General features: G+C 43.1%; 17 protein-coding genes. 6 read left to right on the top strand and 11 right to left on the bottom strand.

Annotated elements, in window-relative coordinates; translation table 11 throughout:
- Positions 1 to 15 precede the first annotated feature (15 nt).
- The 8 genes from KQI58_RS07510 to KQI58_RS07475 all read right to left on the bottom strand — a co-directional run bounded on the left by KQI58_RS07510 (position 16) and on the right by KQI58_RS07475 (position 8660).
- Positions 16 to 777 (bottom strand): class A sortase, encoded by a 762-nt coding sequence (locus KQI58_RS07510; RefSeq protein ID WP_216407875.1) that lies wholly within the window; start codon positions 775 to 777, stop codon positions 16 to 18.
- Positions 755 to 1840: a DUF916 and DUF3324 domain-containing protein gene (locus KQI58_RS07505; protein WP_216407873.1), complete on the bottom strand. Its 1086-nt coding sequence runs from the start codon at positions 1838 to 1840 to the stop codon at positions 755 to 757. Before KQI58_RS07505 ends, KQI58_RS07510 begins: the two co-directional genes overlap by 23 nt.
- A gap of 68 nt (positions 1841 to 1908) precedes the next feature.
- Positions 1909 to 2646: a WxL domain-containing protein gene (locus KQI58_RS07500; protein WP_216407871.1), complete on the bottom strand. Its 738-nt coding sequence runs from the start codon at positions 2644 to 2646 to the stop codon at positions 1909 to 1911.
- A 23-nt stretch (positions 2647 to 2669) separates the two neighbouring features.
- A complete protein-coding gene (locus KQI58_RS07495; RefSeq protein ID WP_216407869.1) occupies positions 2670 to 3449 on the bottom strand; it encodes a WxL domain-containing protein in 780 nt (259 codons plus the stop codon).
- Between the two features lie 37 nt (positions 3450 to 3486).
- The gene (locus KQI58_RS07490; RefSeq protein ID WP_216407868.1) at positions 3487 to 4212 is read right to left on the bottom strand and encodes a WxL domain-containing protein; all 726 of its coding nucleotides are present in this window, start codon (positions 4210 to 4212) and stop codon (positions 3487 to 3489) included.
- Entirely contained in the window at positions 4187 to 4579 is a 393-nt protein-coding gene (locus KQI58_RS07485; RefSeq protein WP_216407867.1) for an LPXTG cell wall anchor domain-containing protein, read from the bottom strand. The genes KQI58_RS07490 and KQI58_RS07485 overlap by 26 nt, the downstream gene beginning before the upstream one ends.
- An 8-nt stretch (positions 4580 to 4587) precedes the next feature.
- A complete protein-coding gene (locus KQI58_RS07480) occupies positions 4588 to 7251 on the bottom strand; it encodes a pectate lyase-like adhesive domain-containing protein (protein ID WP_216407866.1) in 2664 nt (887 codons plus the stop codon).
- Between the two features lie 740 nt (positions 7252 to 7991).
- A complete protein-coding gene (locus tag KQI58_RS07475; protein WP_216407865.1) occupies positions 7992 to 8660 on the bottom strand; it encodes a cyclic nucleotide-binding domain-containing protein in 669 nt (222 codons plus the stop codon).
- A gap of 81 nt (positions 8661 to 8741) precedes the next feature.
- Between KQI58_RS07475 and KQI58_RS07470 the strand changes: the two genes are divergently transcribed.
- Entirely contained in the window at positions 8742 to 9341 is a 600-nt protein-coding gene (locus KQI58_RS07470) for a YczE/YyaS/YitT family protein (RefSeq protein WP_216407864.1), read from the top strand.
- 46 nt (positions 9342 to 9387) lie between these two features.
- Here KQI58_RS07470 and KQI58_RS07465 read toward each other — a convergent pair whose 3' ends face one another.
- Entirely contained in the window at positions 9388 to 10623 is a 1236-nt protein-coding gene (locus tag KQI58_RS07465) for a PucR family transcriptional regulator (protein ID WP_216407863.1), read from the bottom strand.
- A 189-nt stretch (positions 10624 to 10812) separates the two neighbouring features.
- Between KQI58_RS07465 and KQI58_RS07460 the strand changes: the two genes are divergently transcribed.
- From KQI58_RS07460 to KQI58_RS07445, 5 genes are all read left to right on the top strand, one after another.
- Complete coding sequence (locus KQI58_RS07460) at positions 10813 to 11568, top strand: SDR family NAD(P)-dependent oxidoreductase (protein ID WP_216407860.1); 756 nt, start codon at positions 10813 to 10815, stop codon at positions 11566 to 11568.
- 15 nt (positions 11569 to 11583) lie between these two features.
- Positions 11584 to 12564 carry an NADH:flavin oxidoreductase gene (locus KQI58_RS22630; RefSeq protein WP_367397922.1) on the top strand — a complete coding sequence of 327 codons (981 nt, stop codon included), beginning with the start codon at positions 11584 to 11586 and terminating at the stop codon, positions 12562 to 12564.
- Positions 12565 to 12668: 104 nt separating this feature from the next.
- The gene (locus KQI58_RS22625; RefSeq protein ID WP_253295834.1) at positions 12669 to 13535 is read left to right on the top strand and encodes an NAD(P)/FAD-dependent oxidoreductase; all 867 of its coding nucleotides are present in this window, start codon (positions 12669 to 12671) and stop codon (positions 13533 to 13535) included.
- Between the two features lie 16 nt (positions 13536 to 13551).
- Positions 13552 to 13953, top strand: a complete 402-nt coding sequence (locus tag KQI58_RS07450; RefSeq protein WP_253295833.1) for a hypothetical protein — start codon at positions 13552 to 13554, stop codon at positions 13951 to 13953.
- Entirely contained in the window at positions 13883 to 14815 is a 933-nt protein-coding gene (locus KQI58_RS07445; protein ID WP_216407857.1) for an MFS transporter, read from the top strand. Before KQI58_RS07450 ends, KQI58_RS07445 begins: the two co-directional genes overlap by 71 nt.
- Before the next feature lie 56 nt (positions 14816 to 14871).
- Here KQI58_RS07445 and KQI58_RS07440 read toward each other — a convergent pair whose 3' ends face one another.
- Both KQI58_RS07440 and KQI58_RS07435 read right to left on the bottom strand, forming a co-directional pair.
- Positions 14872 to 16026 carry a cation:proton antiporter gene (locus KQI58_RS07440; RefSeq protein WP_216407855.1) on the bottom strand — a complete coding sequence of 385 codons (1155 nt, stop codon included), beginning with the start codon at positions 16024 to 16026 and terminating at the stop codon, positions 14872 to 14874.
- Between the two features lie 147 nt (positions 16027 to 16173).
- Complete coding sequence (locus KQI58_RS07435) at positions 16174 to 17583, bottom strand: glycoside hydrolase family 1 protein (RefSeq protein WP_216407853.1); 1410 nt, start codon at positions 17581 to 17583, stop codon at positions 16174 to 16176.
- Positions 17584 to 17585 lie beyond the last annotated feature (2 nt).

The raw sequence follows: 17585 nt of genomic DNA, 5'->3' as shown, positions 1-17585 counted from the left end.
ACTCCTTCCATGAGACTACCTGCTGATTTTAATGATCATTCTTGTTCCAATCGCCAAACTAACTAGAAAAAGAATCCATACAATTATACAGTAGCTTTGATTTTGTCGATTGTTTTTATGCTGTATCCGGTTTTTATGTTCAATCAGCTTTTGTTTAATCACTTTTGTTGGTTGCTGAACCAGCTCAGCTTTTACCACAAAACGCTGCTCAGTATGAGTCGGCTTATCACAGGTAATCAATGTTAGCTCGGCTTTACCATTGTCTTCTAAAACCTGAAGTTCGGTTTGATGAATCATTTTCGTCTGACTGACTTTGTATTGATAAAACTGTTTCTGGTATTCCAAATAAATCGTATCGCCAACAGTCATTTCCAGCAACTTTCCAAATAACAAATCATTTCGTCCTAAATGATGGCCGATCACGACAACATTTTGCCTTTCCGCTTTTCTTTCTGGAAATAATGTCCCCGCACCGACCAAAAGCTGTTCGTTCGTCACTCCCGAAAAGAGCGGCAGACCGATCTCGACCTTTGGGATAACGAGCTGTCCAGCTGATTGAAACGTTTGTTTTTCTTTAAAGGCCAAAACAGCTGATAAATCAGGCGGCTGAACAGCCTCTAATGGGATTTCTTCAGTAGTCCTAACCTTTTTCGCCTGGCTGATCACAACGTTTTGTGTTCGATAAATGATCAGCGTTTGCTTAATAAATGGCAGGAATAATAGTGTTACTGCCGTACAATAGATCAGAATGAGGCTAAACCGGATCTTTTTTGTCATTTTTCTTCTTACGCCATACTAAGAATATGACGATCAACAATAACAGAATCACTCCAACCAGAATATACAACCATGTATAATCTTTCCTGATCGTGACATCTGAATCATTTAATTTTTTAGCTACATCTGCTTTGATCTCGAAATCCTTTTCCAACGTCCAATGGTAGCGATAGTTTTCTTCTTTCTGGCTGCCTTCTTTTTGAAACGAATAGCTGCCATTTTGATCCTGTTGACCATACGCTTCGATTTTCATGGTATATTTACCAGCCTTTAAGCGATCTCCTTTTAGCGGTACTGATAAATTGAAATTGGAATTCGGCGCCATCTGCATATCGGATTGTTCATCCGTATAAAGTGCTTCGGAGCTGCCTTTTTGTGTGATTGTCGTTTTAGTCGTTAATTGATTTAAATAGGCCGCCTTAGGATTTTGTAGATTCCCTTGAATGACATTACGAGCATTTCGTTGATTGGGAACCACGCTTCGAAGCTTCAAATCAGGAGAACCATTCTCAGTTGTTTGACGCATCAATAAAGCCACAACATAAGAATATTCGTTTTTGATTGCCAGGCCTTTATCGTTTTTATCTGAAGAAACGTTGGTTTGATCCGTCGTTTTTTCCTTAAACGTGATTCCGCCTGCAATGACACCAGCAAATTTTTCGTTCGGCATATGTATTTTTACTTTATATTCAGCCGCTGATTGCGGTTTTAGTGTGATCTCTTCGGGCGCTTCTACATAATCTTTTATATTGTATTTCAATGTTTCATCAGGCTTGATCTCGTTCTTACTGTACTCAACAACACCATTGCCATTTGTTGTTGCGCTATTTATCTGTGCTTCGATCACAACTTCTTTATCTGTATCATTTCGCAAATCCACAGTTAGAGTATCCTCTTGATTAGGAGCCAATAATAAATCAAAATACGTCTTCTGCTTATCGATTTGGTTTTCTGATGTTTTAGGGGTTACCGCGAAGTTGAACTCCGATGCGATCCCCGGTGTCGTCAGCATCAAACTACTTAAAATGGCAACTGCCAGCATCACATATTTTCTAAATTTCATCGTACCGTTATCCTCTCAGTGAAAGAAAGGGATGCTGGAAAACATCCCTTTTTCATTCTTCTTTTTAATTAGTTTCCTGGTGTGTCACTAAGAACCCAAGTAAATGTTGTTGTGTATTTTTTTGCGTATTTCGTTGTTGAACCAGGTACGCTCAATTCGATACTTTCAGCTGCAGTTGCGGCATCTGTACCCCAATCAAGTAAGTAGGTTCCAGCACCTTGACCATCTTTTGCCGACATAACATTTTTCAAGTCTCCAGATGGATCAGCGACGATTGTTGCTTGGCCTGTAGGTTTTTCTGAATCAGAAGCAGTCACGACATTCCCGTTTTTGAAAGTGATTTCTGCGCCTGTCAACTCGTCGGCATCTGCTGTCGTAAATTGACTGTTTTGTTTCATCTGTAATGTCCAGCCTTTTTCAGTTCCGCGATTATCAGTTACTTGTACAAAGTTAGGACCCGTTTGTTCCACGCTATCCTTATCAAGATATTTTTGTGCTTTTGCTTTGTAGATTTCATCTTTAGAAGTAATTTTTTGTGAACCAAAATCTAGACTTGACGCGTAATCGATTGACAATGGCCCTGCTGTCCCTGGGTTTGGACCGCTTGGATCCGTTGGATCAACCGGCTTAACCGGATTGGTCGGGTCTACTGGATCAACTGGATCAGTTATATCAGTGTTGGGGGTAAAAGTAATCACGCCGTTCGAATCGTATTCTCCGCCGTCAGCCGCAAAACTTACTGCTGGTGTTAAGGTAATTCCTGCTAAAATAGCCGTTGCTAAAAATAAAGAACCAAATTTTTTCATTGGTACATCCTCCTAGATTAGTGTTAGTTTCCTGGTACGTCTGATAAGCTCCATGTCAATGAAGTGCTGTATTTCACTGCATCTTTAGGTGTACTGCCGGGTACAGATAACGTAATTGCCTTTGTTACTTCAGCATCTACTTCATTTCCGTCTTTATCTTTTTCTTTGACTGTTTCGACTGTTCCCCAGTGATCAGAATAAGTTCCAGCGCCTTCATTCACTTTCGCTGACATTACTAAGCTTTCTGTTCCGGCTGGATCAAGCTCAATCGTTGCCGCTGCAGCTGGAAAGACAGCAGTTGAATTGCTGTTTACAGTCGGACTGACCAGCTTTACTTGAGAGCCTGTTAATGTATCGTTCAATGTCCCAGTTGCTTTGAATTGGCCATTTTGTTTTACTTTCAAGGTCCATCCGGCATTGTTTCCGCGATTATCAGAAACTTGAACATAATTCGGTGTTGCCGCGTGACCATCTTTGTACTGTTGCGCTCTAGCATAGTAGACTTCATCTTTATTGGTAATTTTATTTACCCCAAAATCTAATGATGAAGCATAATCAATCGACAACGGGCCATCTGTCCCTGGCTTTGGACCAGTTGGGTCAGTCGGATCAACTGGGTCCACTGGATTGGTTGGATCTGGGTCAGTTGGATCAACTGGTTTTGTCGGATCAGTATTCGGAATAAATTCAACTACACCATTTGAATCATAATCAACTGAGTCCGCCTGTGTAATCAGTCCGCCAACAGTTGATAAAGATAGTGCCGCTAAAGTTGCGACTGTCATTAATTTCACTTTTTTCATCGTTGTGTTCTCCTCGTAATAACGTTTTTAGGTTTCCTTAAGGTACATCTTTTAAACTCCATGTTAGGGAAGTTTGATATTTTTTTGCATATTTTACCGAGCTGCCGGGAACGTTTAACTGAACCGAACGTCCGCCGCTGGTTTCATCTGAGCCAAACCGATACAGCCAAGTGCCAATTCCTTGTTCATTGTTCGCAGTTATAACATTGACTTCCGAATCCAATGGCATTTCGATCGTTTCCTTAGCGCTTGGTGCATAAGAATCTGGAAGAGTCGAGATCATTTCACCATTTTTAAGCCATAGTTCAGCACCTGCAAGCTTTTGCGCTTCAGCGGTTTGGAATTGACCATTCTGTTTCACGCTCAATTGCCAACCTGAGCCAGTTCCACGAACATCCGTTACTTGAACATAGTTGGGACCCTTTTTCTTCGTCCCATCAAAATCAGTGTATTCCTGTGGCAACGCATAATAAGTTTCATCTTTTGTCGAAATTGCCTGATTTCCGAATTGAAAGCTAGAGGCAAAATCAAAGGAAAGACTGCCGCCAGTGCCATCTGGCGGACCAGCTGGATTGGTTGGGTCAATCGGCACTACAGGTTTTAATGGGTCCGGCAGCAAAGGATCAAGCGGCTTCACCGTCGTCCCTCCTCCACTTTGATATTTCATATGAGTATCAGTAATATCGGCCTGTACGGCTTTTTGACTAGCAAAGGCTGTAAAGAGCAGGAGGAGAAAACTAAACAATTGAATTTTTTTCAGCATTCTCAACCTCCTTTAGCTTAAAAAAGACGAGTGACAATAAGAAAATGCCAATCAACGAAGCGAAGAGGTTTGAGGTATCTCCCGTTGCCGGAATGATGGTGCCTTCCCCTTTATAAGATGGTAATCTGCTTGTTAACTGATTTGCCGTTCCACCTGTTGTTTCTGAGGCTCCTCCATTCATGGAGCTTTGGTTGTTTCTTTCATTTTCTGACGGCTGTTCTTTTTCGGGATCTTCTTTTGGGTATTCATATTTTCCGTAAAACGCTGTAACCCCATTACTATCATAGTTAGCATCTGCCGCGAGGACAGGCGTAGTAGTAAAGAGCGCCAGCATGATCAATAAACTATTTATAACGAATCGTCTCATCTACTCACCTAATTTCCTGGGACATCTTCTAGTTTCCATGACAATTTTCCTAAATAGTCTCCCACACGTTGTTTTTCGACTGGAATCGTCAGCTTGAACCCGTTATTGTCTTGCCAATCAGCTGATATATTCTTTGAGCCATCAGAGGCAAAGGTTCCCGACTCAACGATTTGCGTCGCTGCCGTAATTTGTTTTTCCCCTAATTGAGAAGTGTAATAAAGCGTATCTCCAAGCGATACCGTGCCATTTGTCAGCCCTTCTGATTGGCTTAACGTTAACCGCCAAGGCTTTTTAGCCCCGCCGCGAGTATCTGAAACGACCAAATCCCCGTTGACCGTAGGACGATATTCTTCTGTTTTATTCGATACTTGATTGTTTCCAAACTCTAGTCCCTCTGGCACTGAAGCCAAAGATAGATACCCTACCACGGTGGCTTTTGTCGCTGCCTTGAATGTCGCATCACGATACTTCAAATCAGTTTTTGGATTGATATTACCGGTTGCGTTATTTGTGCTGGGACGTTCTGCTTCACTAAGCTCAGTGATGAGTCCACTTTGGTCTTGTAAAAAGAATTGAAGAACATCATCCTTCACAAGATGCAAACTAGAGATATCCACTTCCCATTTTCCATCCGCGCCGACCAGCTGTCCTGGAATCCCTGATGGCTGATCGTTAACGGTTAATGTTATAATACTATTAGGCTCCCCAGTTCCCGTTAGCTTAGTAGTCGTACTTTGGATGGCGTCCGAATGATCTACTGTAGCGGGTTCTGGTGGTGTTACATCAATAACAGTTGTCTCGATTGGATCAGGTGTGAGCCAAGGTCCTCGTTCGGCAATACCTGAAATTTTTTCACCAGCTTTTTGAAATTGGATCGGGTCATTTGTATCTGAATAAGAAACATATCCATTTACATCTGTGAATAAATTATTTCGAACATTCCCATAAGTATCAGTCAAAGTGACCTTCGCTTGATTCTCAGAAGCATAAACCGGAACATATTTGATTTCTCCAGCGACTAACCCATTATTATCAGGTACTTCTCCAATGATCACGCGTCCCTTGATCGTTTTATCCGCATCTGTAACCGGCGTCCATTCAATCTTTGGATTCTGATTCATTCCTGAAATTCGACGGTAATTTGCCTGTTTGAATTGATTCAGTGAAGCCACCGATGTCGTTACAACTTCTCCACTTCCGCTTCCGACTACCTCAAGACTTGGAACTTTAGCATAGGTTTCATTCGATGGGCCAAGAACAGGAACACCGACCTTCCATAAATCGATATCTGAATCGAGAATAGAGAATTTGTTATTTGCCGTATTCCCATAAGCAACATTTACCGCCGTTCGACTATCATGTAAATTTCGCAAATCATATTGCGCAGGGCTGTTCAATGTTAAGGAGTTCCCTGTTCGATTGACACTCGCGATTCCTGTAGCATCCGCCGCTAAATTGATCAAAGGCTGACTACTTGTCCCAATGACATAAAGATAGCTCCCAGGTTCTGCATTCAGATAGGTATTATTGTTACTAAAGGCCACTACTGAACCAGATGCTTGTTTACTCGTCAAATTCACGACAGCACCTTTTTTGATTGTCATTCCGGCACCAGCATCATCAAAACGTACCGCATTTCCTGGCATATCCACGTTGTACACACTGTTTTCGCCAACCGTTAGAGCAAGATAATGATGGTAAACAGCAGGATATGTACGCCCCGCAGTTTGCGTTTGTCCAACGTCGACACGACAATTCTTCCCGATTGTAAACTCTCTGGAAGCTCCGGTTGATCCAGCATTCGCTGCATTGTTGTACCAAAAGACAGAGAAATTATAGTAGTTTACGTTCCCTTTATATTGGGTTCCATCCTCCATAATGAGACTGCCTAAATAGAAATTTTCCGCTCGTGTATTAATATCCATATTGCCATATACTCTCACCTCTGAATGAGATGCTCTGGCTAATCGCTGCACCCCCGACTCAGCGGTGATATTCCCAAATCGATATTTCCACTTGACACCGTTCGCAGTAATCAATCGAGTTCCGACGATGTCTTCTGAATAGGCTCCAGCATAGGTTTGATTTAGCACAATATCATGCATGTGGAAGGACCCAATAGCATTTTGTGGTGAAGCTAAATAGATCGACGAATCTTTAAAATTCACTCGGTGCCCCTGCCCGTCAATCTCTAAATCATTTTTTCTAGCATAAGTAGACAGCCTCGTATCTGATGCACTAGGATTATCAAAACTTGTTGCTAGAATAATTTTGGTGATGGTTTCGTCTCGAACAGCATTTACAAAATCAGCCCACGTACTTACTTCCGCCTCATTAGCTGCTAAAAGCCGTAAATCCGTTTTTTCAATCTCATCGCTTTCCGCTTTCGCTTCAGAACTGTCTATCGTTTTTTCTTCTGTTTCAGAATCATTTTTTGCTTTTTTCACTTCTTCTGAAGTAGCTGTTGACTCTGACGTTCCATTTACTTGGTTTGTATTATCGGTAGTATTTGCAGCTTCGCTCGTTTTCAAGCCATCTTCGGTACTTTGTTCTGTTTTATCGGATGAACTTGACAAAGAAGTCGTCATTTCCTCCGCCTTGACAGAAAAGATATTCATATTCGGAAGTAAAATAATTAGTAATAAGAAAAAAATTACTCTCCGCTGGTTCATTTCTTTCTCACCTCCTTCACATCCAAAATCCTATCATATTTAATACCCAAATTTTATAATTATTTTTAAATAAATTGATAATTAACTTATAACCAATGCAATACCAATTAATTTTAAACAAAACCAAAAAAAATTAAGTTTATTATGTATTAAATAAATAATCTGTGTTACATTACAAACAGTTTCTCAGATTGACTCCGTACTTTGGAGAGTTGACTTGTTACCTCCAATACAAATTTTTCCAAAATTGTTTTGTAACTTTTCATAACTACGATAGTGATTACTGTGACAGGTGTGAGTATTCTTCTAAATCCATTCGAGTAGTTATACTGTAAGATTCTCATTGATATAAAAAGCAGTCTTTAAATTGTTTCTCATCTTCATATCACAATTTTTTCGACTCAGCACAATTAAAATTCCCTTTATCCGACAGTATAAAAATGAGGCATCTACATCATCCGTTCACCAATTGATTTTTTGATTGCTGAACGTATTCTATTTAAAGATATTCTGTTTTTTATTTCATCTAAACGATATGTAGTCCGCAAAATAGAGCAAGAAGAAATAGCTAAATTAAATAACACTTTATTTTTGAACAATTCCAACTTGGCTATTCAAACTATTCACCTATACCAAAAAAAAATCTACAAAACAAAAAACTCCTAATTTTTTTTTAAAATCAGGAGTTTTTTCTATTTTATTGAATTATTTAGTTTTATTTCTCTGGAAATTTTGCTTTTTTAAGCCTCATTTCCAAGGCGAATCAATTCACGCAGCTTTTCTGGATGGATCAAATAGCCCGCTTTCTTCTTTTCAATATACCCATTTTCCCACAAATATTTGAACGTATGGGACAAGTGCCGATAGCTAACGCCCAGATAATCAGCGATTTGTGTATTGTTTTCGTGATACTGATCATTAACTGTCACTTCCAATAACAGTGCGGCTAGACGATATTTCAACTCAAAGGTTTGAGCCTGTGAAAAATGCGTCATCCGCAGTAAAAGTTTTTCTCCGATATATTTCGCGATAAATTTAGGGAACTCTGCTTCTTTCATCAAATTATTCTCCACCACTCTCAAGGGAATCGCTAAGCAGCAAACAAAACCAATAGCGATGACATCTTTCGTGGCATCTTCTGCCTTCACTACCGTCAACTCACCAATAAAATCTCCCGGCTCAAGAAATTGCAGGATCAGATTTTTCCCGTTTGGCTCCTGCTGGATAATGCGCGCCTTTCCTGACAATAGGATAAATAAATAATCTAATTTCGAGGATTGGCGAATAATGGTTTCATTGCGTTGATAATCGATGAGAAAACTTTGTTGTAAGATTTTTTCTGTCAAAAAAGGGAACTTTGCTTGATTTATCAAGTCTTTATCAGTATTGCTATATCTCTTTTTAATCATCAGTAGGCTATATCTCCTAGTTCTAATTCTTTCGATCCGGCATACTCATCCTATCAATTAGTTATTGGAGGAACAACTATCATGTATCGTAAATCATTAACTCTTTCTTTTTTATTCTATTTACTCAGTGCTTTTGGCATCAGTTTGACTTTGAAAGCCAATATTGGCGTCAGCAGTTTTAATTCTCTCAATGCGACCTTGGCCGAACTTAGTCAAGTGAAGATCGGTACCATTACCGCAGGCTTGAATTTTCTATTTTTAATTTGCTGCATATTACTGGATCCGCAACGAAAAATAAGAAACTATTTGACCATGAGTATTGCTTTACTGCTTTTCGGCTCGACCATCAATCTCTTTACCTATGTTGTCTTTCCGCTGTTTACTCTGCATTCCTATTTGCTAAACTGCTTGCTATTTATCCTAGGGACGGTCATCGCCGGCATCGGAACGGGAAAAGTCTTGAAATATCAGCTGCTTAAGTTCCCGATTGAAACATTCTGTCTTTTTCTAGCTGAACGAACGTCTCATAGTTTTAAATTTTATCGCTACAGTATTGATCTGATTTGCATTGTGTTGGCTGTCGTTTTAGCTCTTTCCTTCCATTTGACCTGGATGGTACGGGAAGGAACGTTGCTTAGCTTTTTATTGCTATCGCCGGTCATCGCTTGGGCGAAGGAGTAAAATCGACCCCCTAGCCAAGTAGACTAGGGGATTTTTTTATGTATAGCTACTCATGATAAATCTGCTCTTCTAATTCCGTCATGTAAAAGGCGATCAGCAAGGTTCGAAAGGTCTCAGGGTCCTTTAGGGATAAGTGAAAAAGCTCTTCGATTCGCCCGATTCGATAAAGCAGCGAATTGCGGTGAACATGCAGCTTTTTGGCTGTTATGGACGTATTCAGCATATTGTTGACATAGCATCTTAGGGTAATCAGCAGCTCGGTACCATTTTCCTGATCGTAGGCGGTGATTTCACTGAGCACCTCAGGAATATAGCTGACCTTAGCCAGTTCCTTGACTCGCGGCAAAAGAATCGCTGGGATACAGTAATCCTCATAGTCGTAGATGGTTTTGCCTGCGTCGATTTCTCTGCCGATATTAAGAGCCTCTTCTGCCTGCTTTTGATAAATAGCGACATCCAGCAAATCAGTGAAATTCTTACTGACGCCGCATTGAGAACCGAATATTTCCAGAATTGTCGCGATACTATCGTTATTTTTCCCCTTTGGCTCCTCTTCATGCAGATAACGGAGAATATAGAGCATATTGTTTTGGATCAACATAATCTGGTGCCTCGATAATTTCTGCAACGCCTTGCGCATATAGGAGAGTACATTTTTCTCCTGCCCTGTTTCTGTACGAATAGCGGCGATTTGAAATGGCGGATGCAGGTCATATTGCATGTTGTAAAACCAGGTCTGAATCTGCTTTTCATTGCGAATCCGGTTATTGAATAGTTCACTGACAAATACCTTCTGATAGGTAAGGTTCATACTGCTTTCAGAATCGTTACGGGTGAAAAAGTAAGAACAGATATTCATAATAATATCCAGCTCCTTCATCCGTTCAGGGGTGATTTCCTCTTTGGTGCAGCACATGGTAACGTAGCCTTCGACAATATCATTCACCTTAATGATGCCTTGAATTTTAGGGTGCTCCTTGCTTGATCCCCAATCAACGACATACGGGGCTTTTTTTGTATCCACCGTTTGAATGATCCCATCCTCGTAAAGAGAAGCAATATGGTCGGTGTCAAATCCTCGTTCGGTGATCAGATGATCCCACAAAGGGTCTCCCGTCGGCTCGTTTGGTGCATTTCCCAAAACATTGTACAAAATATCCACCACTAAAACTGGTACACCTATGATTTCATAGCAGACCTCCAACAATTTTTGAATATCTCTACTTGGCAGGCATTTATAAATCTCCTCGTACAGCTCAATAAAATCCAGCTCCTGCTTCATTTAGTCACACCTCCACTTCTATTATCCCGTTAAACTGTCGGCAAAAGTATCCTTTTATTTTAGATTATAGAGTACTTTGTGCGTTTTCACAAAAAGCCTTTTTTATTTTGGTCTATCTCCTAAAGTAGTTGCCCAAGGCTTGTGATAGGCTTAACTTAACAAATAATTTTTGAGGAAAGAGGAGATCAAATGTTTGATTTAACAGGAAATGTAGCAGTCGTAACCGGAGCATCAGCAGGGCTTGGACGGCAATTTGCCCTAGCATTAGCTAAACAAGGCGCCGATATCGCGATCCTTGCTAGAAGAACCGAGAAACTGAAGGATGTCGCAAAAGAAATAGAAGCGTTAGGTGTCAAATGTCTTCCTGTGACTTGTGATGTAACCGATACCAAAAAGATCGAAGCGGCGGTGGCAGAAGTTGTTGAAGCCTTCGGAACAATCGATATTCTTGTCAACAATGCCGGCGGCGGCGAAGGCGGCCCAATTGAAGAGCTGTCTGAGGATACATGGCGCAAAGTCATCGCCCTTGATTTAGATGGCGTGTTTTATTGTATGAAGTATTTTGGTCGTGTCATGCTTGAAAAAGGCTACGGCCGAATCATTAACGTCTCCTCTATTCTCGGTAAAGGCGGATTGAAGGAACTGCCGATCCTGCCATACGCCACAGCGAAAGGCGGCGTGATCAATATGACCCGTCAGGCATCCGCAGAATGGTCACCAAAAGGCATTACCGTCAACGCCCTTTGCCCAGGCTTTTTCGCCTCCGAATCAAACAGCGCAGAAGCGATGGAAGCCATGAACGAGTTTATCACGCTACGAACCACCATGAATCGACCTGGACGCGATGGTGAGTTGGATTCTTCCATCGTCTTCTTAGCGGCGAAGGAATCTTCTTATGTTACTGGCGCGATCTTGACCTGTGATGGCGGCTGGACCGCGATCTAATCAGTAGAAAGTGAGGTGCTCCAGATAAAAAATTACAATTACCAACTGTTATGGCAACCCCTTACCATCAATAAAATGCGGCTGAAAAACCGCATCGCCTTCTCTGCCATGGGAACTTTTACCCCGATGCAGGATGGAACAGAAAGTGAAGAAGGCATCCGCTATTATGAAGAACGAGCAAAAGGTGGCGTCGGCTTAATCAAAACAGGCGCCATGTTTTTAGATGAGAAAACTGCTCAAGGCGGCCCAACGTTAGCTTTGCATAATACCCGCGCGATCCCTAAAGCGACCGTTTTAGTCGAACGAGTCCATCGCTGGGGCAGTAAAATCTGCCTGCAAATCAGCTGCGGAACCGGTCGCAATGGGATGCCGAATATTGGCGAACGTGTTCCGATCTCTTCGTCTGCCAATCCTTCCTTTTACGATCCCGAAACTCTTTGCCGACCGTTAGAAACGGAGGAAATCAAAGAGATTATGAAGGACTTTGAAGCAGGCGCACAATATGCCCTTAACGCTGGCTTTGACGCGCTGGAAATTCACGGACATGCGGGCTATTTGATCGATCAATTCATCTCCCCGCAATGGAACCAGCGTACCGACGAATATGGCGGAAGCTGGGAAAATCGGACCCGCTTTGCGACTGAGATTGTGGAAGCGATCCGCGGCGTAGTTGGACCGGATTTTCCAATTATCTTCCGGATTTCATTGGATCACATGTATCAAGGCGGACGGACATTAGAAGATTCGATGCCGATCATCCAACTGCTGGAAAAAGCCGGTGTCGATGCGCTGGATATCGACTCTGGCAGCTACGAATCAATGGATTACATCTTCCCGACTCGCTATACCGGTGAGGCTTGTATGGCCTATGTCTGCGAGGAAGCCAGAAAGCATGTCAATATCCCATTGTTAAATGCCGGTAATCATTCAATGGAAACAGCCGTGGACTTATTAGAATCAGGCAATGCCGACATCATCAGCTTCGGCGCCAATTGATCGCAGACCCCTACTTCCCTAATAAGATAAAAGCGGGACAGCGTGAAGATATCCGCCCTTGCCTGCTTTGCAACGAAGAATGTATTGGCCGAATTTTCAATCGCTTGACCCAGCTGTCCTGTACCGTTAATCCGCAGGCTTGTATGGAAGGAGCATTGGAGATAAATGAACTGCCAGAGAAGAAAAACGTGGTTATCATCGGTGCTGGTCCAGGAGGACTGGAGGCCGCGCGGACGGCTGCCTTGCGTGGCTGTGACGTTACAATCTACGAAGCCGCGGACAAGATCGGCGGAACATTTGGGGCGATTGCCAATAAGTCCTTCAAAAAGCGGATCACTGATTTGATCACTTGGTACGGCGTGCAGTTGGCTAAGCTCAATGTCGCAATCAAGCTGAATACTCGAATCACTGCAGACGATCCAGTCTTAGTAGTGGCCGACGAGATCATTGTCGCGACCGGTGCGCTTCCTTTAACACCGCCGATTAGCGGCTTGGATGATCCTCGAGTGATTGACGTTACGCAGGCTCATATTCAAGGAGTTTCTGGCGACAATATTCTTGTCTGCGGCGGCGGCTTATCCGGCTGCGACACCGCATTGGAGCTGGCGATGGAAGGCAAAAAGGTCACTATCGTGGAGATGCTGGACACCTGTGCTCGCGATGTTATGTCTATTAATAAAATTAGTCTTGAACGCATGCTAGCGGAATATAACGTAGAAATCATGACCGAAACCAAGGTGACTGAAATTTCCCATCAAGGGGTGGTCGTGGAAACGGCGGATGGTCAGACTCAGGTCCTTGCTGCCGACACGATCATCACTGCCTTTGGACAAAAATCCAACAGCAAGGTGGCCGAAGCGATTTGGGAGAAGTATTCCATCAAAACCACGCTGATTGGCGATTGTCAAAAAGTCGATAAAGCCGGCAATGCCATTCGTGAAGGCTTCTACGCAGCATTGGCATTCCAATAGAGAGGAAGCGAAATCGATGGAACAAAAGAAATTTTTTGGCTACAAAGCAGCACTTGGCGCCTTCCTAGTAATTTTCATGAACCTTGGCGCCTGTACCACCTTAGGCACTTTCATCGCTACTTTGGCAAATTACAGTGAACACTCTGTTGGAGCCGTCGGGCAAATCGGAACCGTCAATACGATTTGCAATGTCGTGTTGAGCATGGTGGCAATTAAGGTTTTGGAAAAAATCGGTGCAAAGAAAACGATGCTGATCTCGATTTTTGCCTGCGCCTTGCATATGCATCTATATACGTTTGTCACACCAGAAGCCAATACTCAAAGCCTGCTTTTGATGTATGTGGCCGGTGGCTTTTTCCATCACCTTTGGCACCCATGCAGTTTGTTCAGCGGTTATCGCCGATTGGTTCATCGATAAACGGGCACAAATCACCGGTCTCGTTTTGTCTGGTGCCGGCATTGGCGCAGCGGCTTGGGTCTTTCTAGCGGGACAGCTTTTCAAAATAACCGACTATAAAAATTGCTATCGCGTGATGTCGATTCTAGTTCTGGCTTTAGGATTGTTTGCCGTCAGCTTCTTGATCAAAACAACGGAAGAAAAAGGCCAACAACCCTTGGGATGGGAATCCGTCAAAGAAGATGTACAGGATACAGCCGCAGCACCACTTACCTACCAGCAAGCGATCCGATCAACGTCTTTTAAAGTTCTGATCGTAGCCTTGCTCTTTGCGACAATTGGCGGAACCGCTTTTCTTTCCTTCGCCCCAACCTGGTGGCAAATGAACGGCATGAGCGCCACCAATGCAGCCAATTGGAATGCCGCTTATCTGCTGATTGCCGACATCCTCCTAATGGCAGCAGGCACCATTTCAGCAAAATTGCGTATGTCTGGTTTTGTTATTTACGTGTGTACGGCCTTTATCTTAACCTTTGTTTGCATGAATCTGTGGGCTGCCAGCGGAGCGACCTACTTAATGATCCTAACAGTGCTTTTGGCGGCAGCGGCTTATCCAGTCTGCGCCAGTATTCCTTCCTTTGTCGGGACTGAAGCATTCGGCTCTCAGGTATTTGCCCAAATCTCTGCCACTCTAATGATTGCGGTCTATTTAGGCCAAGCCATTGCTTCTCCATTAATGGCCGTCTTCTTAGCAACCAGCGGTGGGATGGGTTTAGCTTGGAACGTCTTCGCGGTAACGACGGGAATCGGCATGCTTTTATTGCTGGCCGCCCTCAGAATTTCTCCGTTAGTCAAACAAGCAAACGAAAAAGTCCCTTCTTAATCACAATAAACCCTCTAGCTTTTTGCTGACCGGCAAATAGGCTAGAGGGTTTTCATTTATGAGGCAGAGTAAATTTTCTTGGTAAAGTATTTAAGTAAAAAAGGCGAGGACAGTGTCGTCAGCAGAATGACTAAAATGATTGAAGAATAGTATTTTCCAGTAACCAGCCGCGCCTGAAATCCTAATTGGACGATAATCAGCGCCATTTCCCCGCGAGAAACCATTCCCGAACCCACCATCAAACTACTATTCGTATCAAAGCCGGATAGTCTTCCCCCCATAAAGCCGCCGATCAATTTTGAGGCAACGGCGATGATCGTAAAGAAAATAATGAACAGCAGCTGCTTGGCGAACCCGTCAAAGGTCACTTCCAATCCGATACTGATAAAAAAGACTGGAATGAACACTGCATAGCCAATCGCTTCGATATTGTAGCGCACATCTTTCCAGACATTGGTCTGTCCAATAGCAATCCCTGTTGAAAAGGCTCCGATTACTGAGCTTAAGCCGATGAAATCCGCTAAGTAGGACATACTGAGACACAAGGTCAGAGATACAATGATTACAGAAGATTGGGCAAAAATTTTCTTACTCAAGTTCATTAAATAAGGAGCGCCCCAGCGAATCAGGAAAAAGACCGCGATGAAAAACAGCACCTGTGCAACCAGCATGAAGATCAGCGGCTTCTCACTGCTGCCTTCCACGCCCAATAACGGCATACACAGACTTACGATGATGACCACCAGAATGTCATCGACGACTGCCGCACCAAGAATAGTCGAACCTTCTTTTGTGTTGGCCGCTTTTAGTTCCTTCAAGACCTCCACCGAGATGCTGACAGAAGTAGCCGCTAAAATCAAGCCGAAGAAAAAGGATTGATCCAGCGAAACACCGAAAAGACTGCCGCCTCCGGTTCCCAACAAGAGCGGAAATAGAATTCCCAGCAAGGCCACGAACACTCCCGGTCGAAAATATTTTCGCAGCAATGGGAGATTGCTCTCGATACCTGCTAAAAACATCAGTAAAATGACCCCGATCTCAGAAAAATCTGTTACCAGAATATCCGGATGGACGATCCTCAGTCCTCCATTTCCTAGGATGATTCCCACCAGAAGCTGCCCGACAACCGCCGGTATGCCAATCCTTCGAGAAAAATGGCTCGCCACAGTAACGCTCACTAAAATCAGACATAATACACCCACAAACTCCATCTCTTCGCCTCCACAATTGCATACTGAAAAGCTAGTATCAATGCAATTGTATTCGTTTCCAACTAGGAAGTCCATGGGAAAAATGATCTGATGGCAAAAAGAAACCAAGTACTCATTTTGCTGAATACTTGGCTTCTAGCTAGTTTATTATTTTACGAGGGACTCGCCATTTGAACCGATCACTTCTTTATACCAGTCAAAGCTTTTCTTTTTATAGCGCTCCAGAGTGCCAGTGCCATCGCTGTTGCGATCCACATAGATCATGCCATAGCGTTTTTTGATTTCCGCTGTTGTAAAGCTGACCAAATCAATACAGCCCCAAGACGTATAGCCCATCACAGGAACGCCGTCTTCGATCGCCTCTTCGACTTGAACCAAGTGATCATTCATATAATCAATTCGGTAATCATCAATCACGGTTTTTTCGCCATTTTCCAGCTCCACCAGCTCGTCCACGGCTCCTAAGCCGTTTTCCACGATGAAAACCGGTTTTTGATAGCGATCATAGAGGATATTCAAGTAATAACGCAGTCCTTTTGGATCAATCTGCCAGCCCCACTCACTCGCCTTCAAATAGGGATTCGGGATACCGCCAATGATATTGCCTTCGCCGGCTTCTTTCGTTGGATCAGCCGAATCACAAACACTCATATAATAGCTGAAAGAAATAAAATCAACTGTATGCTTCAGGTCTTCCAAATCCCGCGGCTGAATGTCCAGCTCAATCTGCTTTTCTTTAAACAGCCGTTTCGAATAGCTTGGATAATACCCGCGAACCTGGACATCTGAAAAGAAGAAATTTTCTCTTTCTGTCGCCAGAGATTTCAAGACATCCTCTGGTTTTGGTGTCAATGGATAGACCGGAACACCCAAGATCATGCAGCCAATCTGCGCGTCAGGAATCAGCTCATGACAAGCTTGAACCGCCCGACTGCTAGCAACCAGCTCATGATGAATGGCTTGGTAAATGTCCTGTTGTGTTAATTGTTCCTTTGGCGTACTGATGCCGCCGCTAAGAAACGGTACATGGGTGATCGAATTGATTTCATTGAAGGTCAGCCAGTATTTGACCTTGTTCTTATAGCGTTCAAAGACCGTCCGAACGTAATGCTCAAAAAAGTCGATCATTTTGCGATTGCGCCAGCCATCATAGGTCCTTGTTAAATGCAGTGGCGTTTCATAATGAGAAAGTGTCACTAGCGGTTCGATACCATACTTCAGACATTCATCAAACACCTCATCATAAAATGCTAGTCCTGCTTCGTTAGGTTCCTGCTCATCCCCTTGCGGAAAAATTCGTGCCCAGGCGATCGACAGTCGGAAAACTTTGAAGCCCATCTCAGCGAATAAACGAATATCTTCCTTGTAGCGATGATAAAAATCAATGCCCACCAGCTTCAAATTATCTTCCATCGGCTCTTCAGTAGGTGCTTCATGCCAGCCTTTGCGGGTCACATCCTGCACAGTCAAGCCCTTGCCATCCTCTAAATAAGCACCCTCGCATTGATTAGCCGCAACTGCTCCGCCCCATAAAAAATCATTTGGAAATTTACTCATAG

The organism is Enterococcus raffinosus (assembly GCF_018917525.1).
GTDB classification, from domain to species: Bacteria; Bacillota; Bacilli; order Lactobacillales; family Enterococcaceae; genus Enterococcus_A; species Enterococcus_A raffinosus_A.
This window is presented reverse-complemented; position numbering and strand designations above follow the sequence as displayed.

Bases quoted from the DNA above. Each gene is read 5' to 3' on its own strand.
- KQI58_RS07470 (WP_216407864.1), top strand. From the start codon at position 8,742: ATGTATCGTAAATCATTAACTCTTTCTTTTTTATTCTATTTACTCAGT.
- KQI58_RS07450 (WP_253295833.1), top strand. From the start codon at position 13,552: ATGGAACAAAAGAAATTTTTTGGCTACAAAGCAGCACTTGGCGCCTTC.
- KQI58_RS07435 (WP_216407853.1), bottom strand. From the start codon at position 17,583: ATGAGTAAATTTCCAAATGATTTTTTATGGGGCGGAGCAGTTGCGGCT.
- KQI58_RS07490 (WP_216407868.1), bottom strand. From the start codon at position 4,212: ATGCTGAAAAAAATTCAATTGTTTAGTTTTCTCCTCCTGCTCTTTACA.
- KQI58_RS07500 (WP_216407871.1), bottom strand. From the start codon at position 2,646: ATGAAAAAATTTGGTTCTTTATTTTTAGCAACGGCTATTTTAGCAGGA.
- KQI58_RS07480 (WP_216407866.1), bottom strand. From the start codon at position 7,251: ATGAACCAGCGGAGAGTAATTTTTTTCTTATTACTAATTATTTTACTT.
- KQI58_RS07510 (WP_216407875.1), bottom strand. From the start codon at position 777: ATGACAAAAAAGATCCGGTTTAGCCTCATTCTGATCTATTGTACGGCA.
- KQI58_RS07495 (WP_216407869.1), bottom strand. From the start codon at position 3,449: ATGAAAAAAGTGAAATTAATGACAGTCGCAACTTTAGCGGCACTATCT.
- KQI58_RS07465 (WP_216407863.1), bottom strand. From the start codon at position 10,623: ATGAAGCAGGAGCTGGATTTTATTGAGCTGTACGAGGAGATTTATAAA.
- KQI58_RS07485 (WP_216407867.1), bottom strand. From the start codon at position 4,579: ATGAGACGATTCGTTATAAATAGTTTATTGATCATGCTGGCGCTCTTT.
- KQI58_RS07460 (WP_216407860.1), top strand. From the start codon at position 10,813: ATGTTTGATTTAACAGGAAATGTAGCAGTCGTAACCGGAGCATCAGCA.
- KQI58_RS07505 (WP_216407873.1), bottom strand. From the start codon at position 1,840: ATGAAATTTAGAAAATATGTGATGCTGGCAGTTGCCATTTTAAGTAGT.
- KQI58_RS07475 (WP_216407865.1), bottom strand. From the start codon at position 8,660: ATGATTAAAAAGAGATATAGCAATACTGATAAAGACTTGATAAATCAA.
- KQI58_RS07440 (WP_216407855.1), bottom strand. From the start codon at position 16,026: ATGGAGTTTGTGGGTGTATTATGTCTGATTTTAGTGAGCGTTACTGTG.